The sequence below is a fragment of the Vibrio sp. VB16 genome (assembly GCF_015594925.2).
Taxonomy (GTDB): Bacteria; Pseudomonadota; Gammaproteobacteria; order Enterobacterales; family Vibrionaceae; genus Vibrio.
Map to the genome: position 1 here is coordinate 3,164,083 of NZ_CP087590.1, position 13,476 is coordinate 3,177,558.

A 13,476-nucleotide genomic window follows, 5' to 3' on the forward strand; every position below is an offset into this window, starting at 1 on the left:
CCTGTTTTTCATCAAGAGCATTCTAATTTCACACTTGGAAAGATTTCATTTAGATATAACCCAATCAAATATGATAGCATTCTATAAGATAAGTCATATATTAAAAGAATTATGGATCAGCAATCAGAAGCACAAAGAAGAAAATACTTTCGTCTTAGATACCCAAAGAGCGAACGACCAAGAGCAAAAATTCTTGATCGAGACTTTTACATCTGTGAAATATCTGAGCAAGGAACACGTATTCTGTTTACTAATTCACACCCTGTCTCACGTGGTGTCATCATTAAGGGAACCATTCGTTTTCATGATGGCGTAGAGATCCCTATTGAAGGACGTGTTTTAAGACTTGATGATAACGAATTAATTGCTAATCTTACAAAAGGTCCCGATCTAAAACGTATGACAGCAGAACAAATTTACCTTCGTAAAAAGTATCCCGGACTATTTTCTAAAACAAAAGATTTTTCTTTTGTAAGATAATCTTAGTTTCCTCGGTCTGCTGTAATAATTAAACTATTTAGATTACTTCCTGAGACCGCGAATTTGATCTTATATAGATGAATTACATGGCTGAAAAATTAATGTCATGCACTGTTCATCTATATCTAACCTTTAAGTCGCATAAATGAAACCTAGTATTCATAAAATCTCAGAAAGTTAACCCGTATTCTGAGGTAATTATGCAAGCAGTCCAGCAACTAACAAGCCCGTTTCGTCTCCCACGTAAAACCCCTTTTGGTCTGGGTGAGTCTCTTGCTGAGTGGGCCACAGGACTAAGTACATTAAACAAAATTTATGCTCAACGTCCTGTCGGTTGTAATACTCAAGAATTTTTACGTTTCGCACTCGACGAGCTCGGTATTGATTACAAAGTGATGCGAGGTTCACTCAGTAATGTACCGTCATCTGGTGCGACCGTAGTCGTTGCAAACCATCCTTTAGGTTGCGTAGAAGGGGTTATATTAGCCGAGTTGCTACTCTCAATACGTAATGATGTTCAAGTCCTAGCTAATCAATACCTTAAAACCGTTCCCGAACTAGACGAACTATTTATAGGCGTCGATGTTTTTGAAACACAAGACGCAAAACGTTCCAATATGCGAGCACTTCGCTCAGCCAATAAACATCTCGCCAATGGCGGATTATTGTTGATGTTCCCGGCGGGTGAAGTTTCCCAATTGGTTGATAGTAAAAAAGGCAAGCTTGAAGACAAAGAGTGGAGTCGTTCTGTAAGTTCACTTATACGGAAAAACAGAGCCGTTACTGTACCCATGTTTATTAATGGCCAAAACTCCAAGCGTTTTTATATGGCTGGTAAAATCCATCCTTTGCTAAGAACATTGATGTTAGGTAGAGAACTACTGAATAAAAAAGAAGAGGTCATCGCCATCGCAATAGGCGATGTTATCAAGTACAAAGAAGTGAATAACCTTGATGACAAAAAGTTAGTTAATTATCTTAGACTCAATACTTACCTATTGAATAGAAACATTCAGTCTAAGAATGAAGCGGCACCAGACTTAGATGGCAGCATGCCCGTCGCCGATGCTTTACCCTACGAAGCGATTCAATTGGATTTAAATAACCTGCCAGAAGAAGCACACCTACTCACCAATAAAGAATTTGACGTTTACTGTACCAGAGCACAAAATATTCCTAGCTTAATGCACGAGATTGGGCGACTACGTGAACTGAATTTTCGCCAAGTCGGTGAAGGGACTGGTTTAGATCTTGATCTGGATAAGTTTGATGAAAAATACCTCCAACTTTTTGTTTGGGACAGAGAACAGCGCCGGCTTGTTGGGGCGTATCGCTTAGGCTTGGTTGATGAAGTTACTCTCCATAAGGGTGTCAATGGTCTTTATTCCACAACCCTATTCCACTATGACCAGCGATTTTTAGACAGAATGAACCAAGGCAAAGCTATTGAAATGGGACGTTCTGTTATTGCTCAAGAGTATCAACGAAGCATGAGTGCTCTTCTTCTGCTTTGGAAAGGTATTGCTACGTACGTTCAACGTAACCCTCAGTATACGCACTTGTTCGGACCCGTTAGCATCAGTAATGACTACAGCCATGAAACACGCCAATTATTGGCAGAAACCATGACGCTACATCATTACGATATAGAAAGTGCGAAATGCGTAAAGGCATCTAATCCTTTAAAGAGTCAAGGGGCTACTTGGAATACCAGTTTGCTTACTGCGCTTGGCGATCTACAACTGCTTTCAAGGGTTATTGCCCGTATGGATGCAGGCAAAGGCGTCCCTGTCTTACTGAGGCAGTACTTGGGTTTAAATGGTAAGTTGGTATGCTTTAATGTTGATCCCGCCTTCAACGACGCACTTGATGGGCTTATTGTGGTCGACTTACGTAAAGTGCCGAAGAAAACCTTAGGCCGTTATATGGGCTTTAACGAAAGTGAACACTACCTATCTTCACATGGTGTAAACGTAGAATAATCTAATCTCATGATTATCCCCACAAAGGTGGGGATAGACCTATTCAACTATTCTTCTTTTCATTACCTTGCTCTACTAGTGCATGATTGTACTTAGCGTCATATTTTGTATGTTCATAATCTGAATCACTGAATCGGCATTGTATTTAGTTAAAATTCGCGTTTTATAAGTACTGATCGTCTTTGCACTTAATGATAACAATTCTGAAATTTTTTGATTCGAATAACCTTTCAACAAATAGCTAAAAACAACTGATTCTCGCTTTGAGAGTGTCACTGTTTCTTTCTCTTGGTTTAGATCTTCTTTAAAAACTGAATAACCTTTAGACACTGCCAAAATCGCATCTTTAATCATCTCTGTACTTTCTGTTTTTGAAATAAAACCGTTCGCGCCGACCAATTTTGCCGTTTGGCTCACCATTGAATGATCATCATTGGAGATAAAAAGCACTTTGCCAAAGAAGTCTCCCGCTTTAGCTCGTCGTACAAAATCAAAACTGCTCGATGTTTTCAATTCTGTATCGAGAATAATACCGTCAATGTCGTTTTCTCTGACGATCTGCATTCCACGTTGTGCATTGTCCGAGACAAACACGTTAATCTGTTGAAATATTTTTTCAACCAAAGTCGTTAACGCTTCACAAACCAACGGGGAGGTTCCCATAATTAAAACATTCTTCGAGTTCATATCATCTTCTCTCTATTATTTATAGTTTTGAGAAATCCATGCTCACTCACCTCCTATAGGAGCAATGTACGGTATAATTTTTGGAATGTCTGGAAGGTCATTCTTTCCACAAAGGAAAGTAGGAAAAAGGAGGAGGGAAAGTTATTGAAGGAGTCGTTATTAGCTTTTCGGGTTTAATGTATCTAGAAGTATCGTTTTCACTTGATCATAAAAATGATTGCCTCGATTTCCCACATACTCATATAGTGATAATTCAAGTATGATCAACTCTTTATACTCCCCAAAGGTGTTTGGATTAACGATATGAACCTCGCTATTGATATTCTGCTTAAATTTATCAATTTGATAAGAAAATAAGCCGATAGCACAACGGGTTGATTTGGAACTATTCAACATAATATTATTCGCATAATCGATATTCTCTATTTCGGTTAAATCTTTGTTGTTAAAAGGTATGTGATAATAATCAAGCTGTTCTTTGATAGGCATTCTATTTGAATTCCATCCCGGAACATGTTGTTTCAACACACGGAATTGAATACAATCTTCCCAACTCGCGACCTTATGCTCGTTTGGTATGACTAGATTATAATAGGTTTCAAATATCTGGGTTTGGTAACACAATTTTGAGCCATTTTCGAGCGATGGACCAACAGCGAAGTCAACGTCCTTTGAAGAAATTTTATCAGGCGTATTACTATTCCAACTGACAATATTAAACCTAACATCTGGAAAAAATCGGCTCAACTGAGAATAAAGCACATTACCAAACAGACTAATATCAACAGGCAATAAGCTGATGACCACATGCCGATCAGTCTCAAATGTGTTTTCAATCGCTTCTTCAATGACGGCATCAAGCCCAGCGAGTTTTATTTCAATTTTGGGCGCAATCCATTCTGTAAATGCAGTTGGTTCAAGGCCACCACTGTGACGAACAAATAGTGGGTCATTAAAACCTTCCCTTAACTTGCCCAACATTTTGCTTACTGCACTATCAGTACACTTCAATTGTTTGGCCACTATAGATAAGCTTTTGTGTTTGTAAATTAATAAATAGACATGTAATAGATTATAATCAACCTTCTTTACTGCATCTGACATTTCAACCATCTCTTTACTTTTAACATCGATATAACAATGACCTACAATTTATATAAACGCAGACGTTATGCAATATCTAAATTATAGGTGGCTCGTCAACTTGATGTACAAAATACTTCAGTAATGACTTCAACCCACCACTTTTTCAAAATGTGATGAGTGTGCCTTCGCCTTTCCATATTACATTAGTTGAATCGCCTGCTTGTGAGATATAGTTAGATTAGTTTATATATCAGGGCATTTCCATGAATCAAGAACGCATTTTAAGCATCGTCACCGATGCCAATCTTTCTCCTAAACAAAAGACCCATCTATTAGCATTGGAAGCGGAAGGTAGCCTTGCCTATGTACCTTTGTCAGCACAAGCACAGTTAGCACTTGATGATGGTATTCTATGCGACATGTTTGAAGGCAATGCGCCATTTAAACCAAGATATGTCTTACCTGACTATGGCATGTTCCTTAAACAAGGTTCTCGTTATCTAGAACTCGAACCTGCATCGACTCTAGATGAAGCACTTAATCTGCTGACGATCATCTATCATCATGTGCCATCGGTTACTTCGATTCCTGTCTATTTAGGTCAGCTCGACGAGATATTACTCCCGTATGTGAATGAATTATCAGAACAGCAAATTTATCAAAAAATTAAGCTTTTCTGGATCATGCTAGATAGAACGTTACCTGATGCCTTTATGCATGCGAATATCGGCCCAACGGACAACGTCATATGTAGAACCATCTTAAAAGTCGATGCTGAACTCAAACAGATAGCACCAAACCTCACCTTTATGCACGATCCTGCGATGACACCGGATAGCTTACTTCGTCAAGCTACCGCAAATATTTGTGAATGCAGCAAACCACATGTTGCCAACTACCCTATGCATGCTGACTTTTACGGTGATAAACGATTTGGCATCGTGAGTTGCTATAATTCACTCCCCCTAGCTGGCGGCGCAAATACACTCGTACGAATGAATTTAAAAGAAGTCGCGGCTCGTTCTAAAGATAGAGAAGATTTTCTCTCTATTGTATTGCCTGAGTATTGTCAGGTTATGTTTGAGATCATTGAAGCTCGTAGTGCCTTTTTACACGAAAAATCCAACTTCTTTGACAGTTTTTTAGTCAAAGAAAAGCTCATTGATGAGGATAGATTTGCGCCGATGTTCGGCATCTTTGCCATGGCAGAAACGGTAAAAATCTTATTAGACAAAGAAGGGATTAACGCGGAATACGGCCATGATGACATAGCGAACGAACTTAGCTATACGATCTCTGAGACCTTGGCCAAAATCGTTGAATCGACACCAGTAAAATATGGCTATCACGGACGTGCGCTTCTTCACGCTCAGGCAGGCATTAGCTTAGATACCGGAGCCACTCCCGCAACTCGAATTTCCTATGGTTATGAACCCGATCCAATCACCCATATCAAGGCAACCGTCGGCCATCATAAATTTTATCCTTCTGGTATTAGCGATATCCTCACTATAGATGAAACCGTAAAATCGAACCCTGAAGCTATGTACAATTTATGTAAAGGTGCACTAGAGTTAGGGATGCGAGAGTTTACTGCAAATGTATTTTCCAATGATTTGGTTCGAATTACTGGCTATATGGTTAAGATGTCAGATATAGCAAAATACAAGCAACAAGGATCTCGAACCAATACCACCTTCTTGGGTTCAGAAGCCGCCGACAACACTGAAATGCTGAATCGCAAACCTAGAGTGCTCAGTGCTGAAATGAACCCGATTTATCAAAAATAGTCTGAAAAGTGAATATTGATATACAGCCTGCGAGCCAACTTCGCACCGCGAAGGTGAGTAAGATACTTACCTTTTCGTGTGTTGATGGCCCAGGTAATCGATTGGTGATTTTTTTCCAAGGCTGCAACTTTAATTGCACGTCATGCCACAATCCTCATTCTATTGCTCATTGTAATCATTGCGGTGAGTGTGTGGCTGAATGCCCGGATAACGCACTGACATTGAACGCACAAAACCAGGTAACCTGGCATGCAGACAAATGTACCGGTTGCGATAAATGCATTGATATCTGCTCTTTTCAATCGTCTCCTAAAATTCGCGAATACAGTCTTAACGAATTGTTGACGATCATCAAAGATAACCACCTATTTTTGAATGGCATTACTGTTTCAGGGGGAGAAGCAAGCTTGCAACTTCCTTTCATCATCTCACTATTCAAAGCGATTAAAGCAGACCCAATACTTCAGAATCTCACTTGTTATATGGATAGCAATGGATCTTTATCAGAACAAGGTTGGAATAAAATTGCACCTTATCTAGATGGTGCAATGATCGATCTAAAGGCTTGGGATAGCTCAGTGCACGAAGTGCTTGTTGGTAGAAATAATGCGGCTGTATTTCGAACTATTGACTTGTTGTCTTCCGCAAACAAGCTACATGAAATACGTCTTTTAACTATTCCCAAACAGACAGATTATGTCTCAAATATTGACGCCTTAACCGCCTACCTTAATCGGTTACCAAACGACGTCATTATCCGCCTAAATGCATTTCAACATCATGGCGTTACTGGTGAAGCTTTACTTTGGAGTACCTGTAGTAAAGAAGAGATTGTTGCTTTCAAACATCTTTTACAAGAATCCATACCTCATCACATTATGATGCCACCTGCTTTTAATTAACGATTACATACGTTCGGTATTATCTGCGTCAAAAATTGAGCATTTACACGCATCAATATGGACAAAACAGCTCACTAGAGTATTCAAAATACGGTAAATAATACCTAGATACATTATGACTAAACAACAATATTACTAAGAATAAAATGTTACTAAGAATAAAAAGGCTCCCTAAAAAGCCTTTTATTTATCCTCAATAAATAACATATCATCATGCTCTAGAAGCTCAATGTCACCGTAATCGACTAAATTCGTTAATTCTCGTTTACTGTGCTCAATATGTTCTATCATGGCTTGTTTCGCTAAAACTGGATCACGTTTCTGTAGAGCCGCGAAGATTTTCCTGTGCTCAGCAAGCCAATTTTCTTTCAATGGCGTGTCGTGCAAGTACTTCTTGTTCAGTTGTTGCCAGAGTGGGTTTTCTGTCCGAACAACATTCCATAAACGGTTAGCGGTATCAATTAGCATACGGTTTTGTGTCGCTTCTGCTATACACAGATGAAACTCACGATCTAATGTTTCGAATTGTTTACTGTCAGCAAATGAGTTTTCTTGACGTTGGATGATACCTCTAAGCTGACGTAACTCACTAAGTTTAATATTTTTAGCGGCGAATTCTACGATACTAACCTCTAAAACAAAGCGAGATTGAAGAAGCTCAAATGGCCCTACATCATTGATGTTAGCGGTATCTTCTACTTTTATACGTTTTTCATTATCCGTATTTTCTTTAAAGAAAATACCCGCACCTTTTCTTACTTCAACCAAATCTTTAAGTTCAAGCATGATAATAGCTTCGCGTATAGTAGCCCGACTTGTTTCGTATTGCTGACTCAAGTCCCGTTCTGATGGTAGACGATCACCCGCTTTAAAAAAACCAGAAAACAATTGCTTCTCTATTTGTAACCCAATTTCATAGTATCGTCGTCTAATCAATTTTTCATCTGTCATACTAGGCTCATAAATTAAATTGTTGTACAAATAGTAAAGTGACGATAATTGATTTAATTATCATCACTTTAATTTTACCATACAATAGAAAATAAATCCTTCAATCATCAGGGCCTGACCTAACTGAACCCCTATTGATACAGGGGTTCCAAAAGAAATCATTTGTTTACATAATTAAACCAGCAAGCTCAGGTAACGTCATTGAAATCGCGGGAATATAGGTCACTAACATTAGTACCAAGAATATCACCAAGAAAAATGGCAATAACGTTTTAATTACTGAATCTATACTGATACCACTTATCTTACAGCCAGTGAAGAGAATTGGCCCAACAGGCGGCGTTATCGTCCCCAACGACAAGTTGAATACCATCAATATACCAAATTGAACCGGGTGCATGCCTAACCCCATACAAATAGGTAAGAAAATCGGCGTAAAAATCAACACTGCTGGGGTTGGATCCATGAAAGTTCCAATGAACAATAATACAACGTTAATGATCAACAGAATTAATATTGGGTCGCTAGTAAATGATAATAGTGCATCCGCAATCATCCCAGGAATCTGAGTAAATGCCATAACCCAAGACATGATTGATGACGCTCCAATCATAAAAATGACGATCGATGCCATTTTCGCGGTGTCTAAGAAGATAGTTGGCAGATCTTTAACTTTCAGTTGTCGATAACTGAAGCCTAATATCATCGAATAAACAACAGCAATAGCTGATGCTTCTGTCGCCGTAAACACGCCACCTAAAATACCGCCAATAACGACGACTATCAAAGACATACTTGGAATTGCATCGATAGTAACCTTAATGCATTCATTCAAGGTCATCGAGTTCTTGCTTATGTAACCTCTGCGCTTACCCATAATACCAGCGACTATCATGACCCCAAGCCCCCACAACAAACCAGGAATATAGCCTCCCATAAACAACGCAGAAACTGAAACACTACCAGCAACCGTGGCATATACGATTAGTGCGTTACTTGGTGGTATCAACATACCGGTTGGCGCTGAAGCAATATTTACTGCAGTACTAAATTTGGGGTCATACCCTTCTTGCTTCTGAATTGGGTTCATGATGCCACCGACAGCAGCACAAGACGCAACACCGGAACCACTAATCGAACCAAATAGCATATTGGATACAACGTTGGTTTGTGCCAATGGAGCAGAAAAGCAGCCACTAACAATCTTGGAGAAGTTTATTAACCGTATGGCAATGCCACCATTATTCATGATATTGCCGGCTAATATAAAGAATGGTATCGCAAGCAGAGCAAATGAATCTAATCCAACAAACATACGCTGTGCGGACGTTGTTAATGCACCATTGTAAGGCAGAATAACCGTCATTGCCGCGAAAGACGAGATTCCAACACTAATGGCTATCGGAGCCCCTAGGACCAATAAAACCACAACCCCTACAAACATTACTAATGAGGCGGTAAATGCCATATCCATTAGATATTACCTCGCTCTTCTGACGGCTCATTTTTCAAATCAATAAGTTCGTTAATAAAGGTTACTTCATGCCAAAGGAAATAAAACAACATGATTGCACCTGATATAGGAATAGCGGCGTAAATGACACCCATTGGTATTTGCAGCGCGGAATCCATCTGCCACATTTGACGCACTGAACTGCTATAACCGCCGCTAACCATTACTGTATAGGCAAAAATAACGACGATTAATTCAATAACCATTTCAACAATGATGCGCAATTTTCTATTAAATTTATCTTTAATAAACGTGATAGCCATATGCTCTCTTAATCCAAACACATAGGCACCACCAAATAAAACCAACCAAATAAACAAATAGCGGGATGCGACTTCACTAAACGCACTCGGGTTGTCAAAAATATAACGAACAACCACTTGGTATGTAACCAATAATGTCATTATTCCCATAATGGAAATTAAAAAGACAGAAAGGACTTTGTCTATTCCGAACTTAATTTTTCTTAGGCCTAGAAAAAGGCCATTAAATTTATCATCTCGCATATAATTTCTTACCCTGAAATGAAGTTATAAGGCCAGCAATTCGCTGACCTTATCTTCTACTAATTATTGCAACGCAACAATTTTTTTATACAACGCTTTTTGTTCTGCTGTTTTAATTAATTCCTGTTGAAGAGGGATACATGCTTCACGGAATGGCGTGATATCAACTTCATTGAACGTAGCACCCTTATCTTGTGCTGCTTTCTTTGATACGCTGATTTGTTTTTGCCACAAACCAAACTCTACTAGAGTGCTCTCTTTTGCTAGACTTTCAAACGCTGCACGATCTTTTTCGGACATTGAATCAAGAAAATCACTGCTTGCCACAACGAGATCTGGAACCATCAGGTGACGGGTTGCAGAATAGAAAGGTGCAACTTCATATTGTTTTAGATCGAAGTAGGTAATTTCGCTGTTTTCCGCACCATCAAGTACACCTTGTTGTATCGCCGAATAAACTTCACCTTGGCCCATCGGTACACCTTTACCTCCCATGCATGAAAGGGTTTTTATCATCGTATCAGATTGCATTACACGAATTTTTTTTCCTTTCATGTCTGCAACGGTATTGATTGGCCCTTCTTTGTTATACATGCTGCGCGCACCGCCAGTGTATGCCGCTATAACTTCAAAACCCATAGGTGATGTTTCTTTGAATAACTCATCTAGAATACTAGAAGTGAATACTTTTTGCTGATGGTCATAACCACTGTAAACATACGGTAGACTGAGAATACCAAATTTGCTGTTGTAGTTTTCTACAAGTGGATTAGCAACAACGGCCATTTGAATAGCACTGTTCTGAACGAGTTCTAGTGATGCACGCTGATCGCCAAGAAGCTCATTTGGAAAGATATTCAATGTATAGCGACCATCGGTTGCTTTAGTAAATTTATCACCAAAGTCTGCAAGCGCTAAAAACTGAGGGTGTTTATCCGATTGGTTAAACGCGACCTTAATTTCTGATGCGGCATTGGCCATAGAAGAAAGACCAAGTGCGCTGACTAAAGCGGTGGCGATGGTTAGTACTTTAAATTTGGACATTATTTACTCCGTTACTATTAGTAGGATAAAGTTTCATTTTTAATATGTTTACTATATTTATCGAATTTCGTTCATATCAACAAAATCCATGTCATCGAATGTGAGGTTTTCACCTAGCATTCCCCACACAAAGCTGTAATTTTGTGTTCCACAGCCTGAATGAATAGACCAACTAGGTGACAACACCATCTGGTGATTACGAACAACAATATGACGTGTTTCTTTTGGCTCTCCCATGAGATGGAAAACGACTTGTTGGGGTTTTATATCGAAATAGAAATACGCTTCCATACGACGTTCATGGGTATGCGGTGGCATTGTGTTCCATACACTTCCTGCTTTTAGTGCAGTCACACCCATAGATAATTGGGACGTAGGCAAAACATCAGGATGAATGTATTGATTAATACACCGCTCGTTTGCATTCTCTTTGTCACCCAAATGAATCACTTTCGCTTCATTTTGGTGAATAATTCGGGAAGGATGAATATGATGAGATGGCGCGCTGATGGCGTACAATAAAGCCGGGGAGTCATTGTCAACAGAACCAAACACGACATTCTCATTGCCTTGTCCGAGATATAATGCATCCATGTTCTCTAAAATGTACGTTTCATTCTTCGTCGTAATCTTAGCTTTACCACCAAGATTAATCATTCCGAACTCACGACGTTGTAGGAAGAAGTCAGTACCGAAATCTTTATTATTAATAAAGTCATCCAGAGCCAATTCATTACTCTTAGGTGATACTCCCATAACAACAATGCGATCAATGTGGCTGTATACCGTCACTATGTCATTATCTTTAAACATTTTCTCAGTTAGCAATTCGTCACGAAGACGAGTAGTGTCGTATAATTTGGCGTCTACAGGGTTGCTATTATAATTAATATGCATCTAATACTCTTTATTTACGTTAGTTACGTATCCATTAAAAATTTGTCGCATTAACTTAGTTCGCTGGTGAAGCATTTAAAATAAAATTATCAAACCAACAATACTTAAAAATAATAGCGACTCATTTAGTTCAAAGGACCGAAGATGGTATTTTTAAAATGGCTTTTTTAATTACCATCGGCTTATCATCACTTGCACAAAGTGGACGATGTGCTTGGTTTGGATAAAAAATAACAAAATCACCATCTTGAAGCTTAATAAACTGTTCGTTCTCGACATTATCAAAGAACATTACGTCATTCTCCAACTCAACCAATTTAAGTGCTTCTTCTGAAATGGTGTTTGAATAGCCATATACTTCTTCGCCACTCAATAGAATTTGAATATCAATGTATTGCTTATGAATTTCAGATTTTCTTAGTGCTCGTGGCTCCGTTTCACCGTCTACAAGCATAACAAATACACCATCGTCACCAATCATGTACTTACCAAGATCATTGTTTTCAGATAAAGCGATAGCTTCATTGATCCAATTAACAAACTTTTCAGACATGTATGGTACGAGATCTAATTTTTTTACGTTTCCAAATAACATATATACTCTCCCTTAAAGCGCCTATTACTAACCTACCCTTTTAGATAGCTGTAAACTGATTTAGCAACAGTGATACCGTTAGCTTCGCTCTGTAGTTTGTAAGCATTTTGTGGGTCATTAGGGGCTTGTACCGAACCTGAGCCAGCCATAGGTTTAACTGCACGAAGTTCCGTTACCATTTGCTGCATCATTACTGCAAACAATGGATTCCCTAGCTTTTCTGGATTAATGACAATGACAAGGCTGGCAAGTTTGCGCATCTTGTCAAAATCTCCGTACATACGAACAACATGATTGCTAAAGTTAGCATTCATTAAAATACCCGTTAACGCATCAATCGCGAGCGCAATGCCTGAACCTTTATGACCACCAAATGTAAGTAGATTTTCCACTTGATGTGGATCTGTTGTCATATTGCCGTCTTTGTCGATAGCAAGATTTTCGCCAATTTGCTGGCCTGTCTCTTTTGCATGAAGCAACTTACCAAAGGCCGTCGCACTTGTAGCCATATCAACAATCATTGGGTGTGAATTTTCTACAGGGAAACCAAATGCAATTGGATTGGTTCCTAAGAAACGTTCAGCTCCACCATAGGGAGCAACGCAGGTATCAGTTTGCGTCATTGAAATACCAATCAAACCTTTAGCTGTCGCCTGTTCCATGAAGTACGAGAGAGCACCACAATGTGAACCATTCTTGACGCTGACAAAACCAAGGCCGGTTTCTTCCGCTAACTCAATAGCGTGATTTGTTGCTGCAATAAGTGCCGAGTGTCCCATGCCATCATCAGAGTCAAACACGGCAACTGAAGGTGAAATTTGCTCAATGCTAAATGTAGGTTCTTTATTCAGGCCACCTTCGTTCAAGCGGTGACAATAATGTTCAATGCGCATGACACCATGTGAATGAACACCCGTTTTGTCAGCGTGTATTAACACATCAATGACTTCTTTTGTCGTTTCTTCGCTAAGGCCCGCTTCAACTAATTTTTTGAGAGATAGTTCGCGCAACTCTGTTTCATTTACTTGAATAGTAGACATCAT

Annotated in this window: 13 protein-coding genes; 4 read left to right on the forward strand and 9 right to left on the reverse strand. The window is 39.1% G+C overall.

Annotated features, from left to right (window positions below; translation table 11 throughout):
* The first annotated feature begins 111 nt into the window (after positions 1-111).
* Positions 112-480, forward strand: a complete 369-nt coding sequence (locus tag IUZ65_RS14430) for a PilZ domain-containing protein (RefSeq protein WP_195704375.1) — start codon at positions 112-114, stop codon at positions 478-480.
* A 200-nt stretch (positions 481-680) separates the two neighbouring features.
* Positions 681-2,462, forward strand: a complete 1,782-nt coding sequence (locus IUZ65_RS14435) for a lysophospholipid acyltransferase family protein (protein WP_195704376.1) — start codon at positions 681-683, stop codon at positions 2,460-2,462.
* 75 nt (positions 2,463-2,537) lie between these two features.
* On the opposite strand, the gene IUZ65_RS14440 is transcribed toward IUZ65_RS14435, so the two are convergent.
* The gene (locus IUZ65_RS14440; RefSeq protein ID WP_195704377.1) at positions 2,538-3,149 is read right to left on the reverse strand and encodes a response regulator transcription factor; all 612 of its coding nucleotides are present in this window, start codon (positions 3,147-3,149) and stop codon (positions 2,538-2,540) included.
* A 159-nt stretch (positions 3,150-3,308) separates the two neighbouring features.
* Complete coding sequence (locus tag IUZ65_RS14445; protein WP_195704378.1) at positions 3,309-4,253, reverse strand: LysR family transcriptional regulator; 945 nt, start codon at positions 4,251-4,253, stop codon at positions 3,309-3,311.
* 245 nt (positions 4,254-4,498) lie between these two features.
* On the opposite strand from IUZ65_RS14445, the gene IUZ65_RS14450 reads away from it, so the two are divergent.
* Together IUZ65_RS14450 and IUZ65_RS14455 are read left to right on the forward strand one after the other, a co-directional pair.
* Entirely contained in the window at positions 4,499-6,025 is a 1,527-nt protein-coding gene (locus tag IUZ65_RS14450) for a YjjI family glycine radical enzyme (RefSeq protein ID WP_195704379.1), read from the forward strand.
* A 14-nt stretch (positions 6,026-6,039) separates the two neighbouring features.
* A complete protein-coding gene (locus IUZ65_RS14455; RefSeq protein ID WP_443083746.1) occupies positions 6,040-6,927 on the forward strand; it encodes a YjjW family glycine radical enzyme activase in 888 nt (295 codons plus the stop codon).
* A gap of 183 nt (positions 6,928-7,110) precedes the next feature.
* On the opposite strand, the gene IUZ65_RS14460 is transcribed toward IUZ65_RS14455, so the two are convergent.
* From IUZ65_RS14460 to IUZ65_RS14490, 7 genes are all read right to left on the reverse strand, one after another.
* Positions 7,111-7,878 carry an FCD domain-containing protein gene (locus tag IUZ65_RS14460; protein ID WP_195704380.1) on the reverse strand — a complete coding sequence of 256 codons (768 nt, stop codon included), beginning with the start codon at positions 7,876-7,878 and terminating at the stop codon, positions 7,111-7,113.
* A 166-nt stretch (positions 7,879-8,044) separates the two neighbouring features.
* A complete protein-coding gene (locus IUZ65_RS14465) occupies positions 8,045-9,352 on the reverse strand; it encodes a TRAP transporter large permease (protein WP_195704381.1) in 1,308 nt (435 codons plus the stop codon).
* Positions 9,352-9,897 carry a TRAP transporter small permease gene (locus IUZ65_RS14470; protein ID WP_195704382.1) on the reverse strand — a complete coding sequence of 182 codons (546 nt, stop codon included), beginning with the start codon at positions 9,895-9,897 and terminating at the stop codon, positions 9,352-9,354. Before IUZ65_RS14470 ends, IUZ65_RS14465 begins: the two co-directional genes overlap by 1 nt.
* A gap of 63 nt (positions 9,898-9,960) precedes the next feature.
* Positions 9,961-10,941: a TRAP transporter substrate-binding protein gene (locus tag IUZ65_RS14475; protein WP_195704383.1), complete on the reverse strand. Its 981-nt coding sequence runs from the start codon at positions 10,939-10,941 to the stop codon at positions 9,961-9,963.
* A 57-nt stretch (positions 10,942-10,998) separates the two neighbouring features.
* On the reverse strand, positions 10,999-11,838 hold the full coding sequence (gene kduI / locus IUZ65_RS14480) for a 5-dehydro-4-deoxy-D-glucuronate isomerase (RefSeq protein WP_195704384.1): 840 nt from the start codon (positions 11,836-11,838) through the stop codon (positions 10,999-11,001).
* 130 nt (positions 11,839-11,968) lie between these two features.
* Positions 11,969-12,433, reverse strand: a complete 465-nt coding sequence (locus tag IUZ65_RS14485) for a YhcH/YjgK/YiaL family protein (RefSeq protein ID WP_195704385.1) — start codon at positions 12,431-12,433, stop codon at positions 11,969-11,971.
* 32 nt (positions 12,434-12,465) lie between these two features.
* A complete protein-coding gene (locus IUZ65_RS14490) occupies positions 12,466-13,476 on the reverse strand; it encodes an Ldh family oxidoreductase (protein ID WP_231363590.1) in 1,011 nt (336 codons plus the stop codon).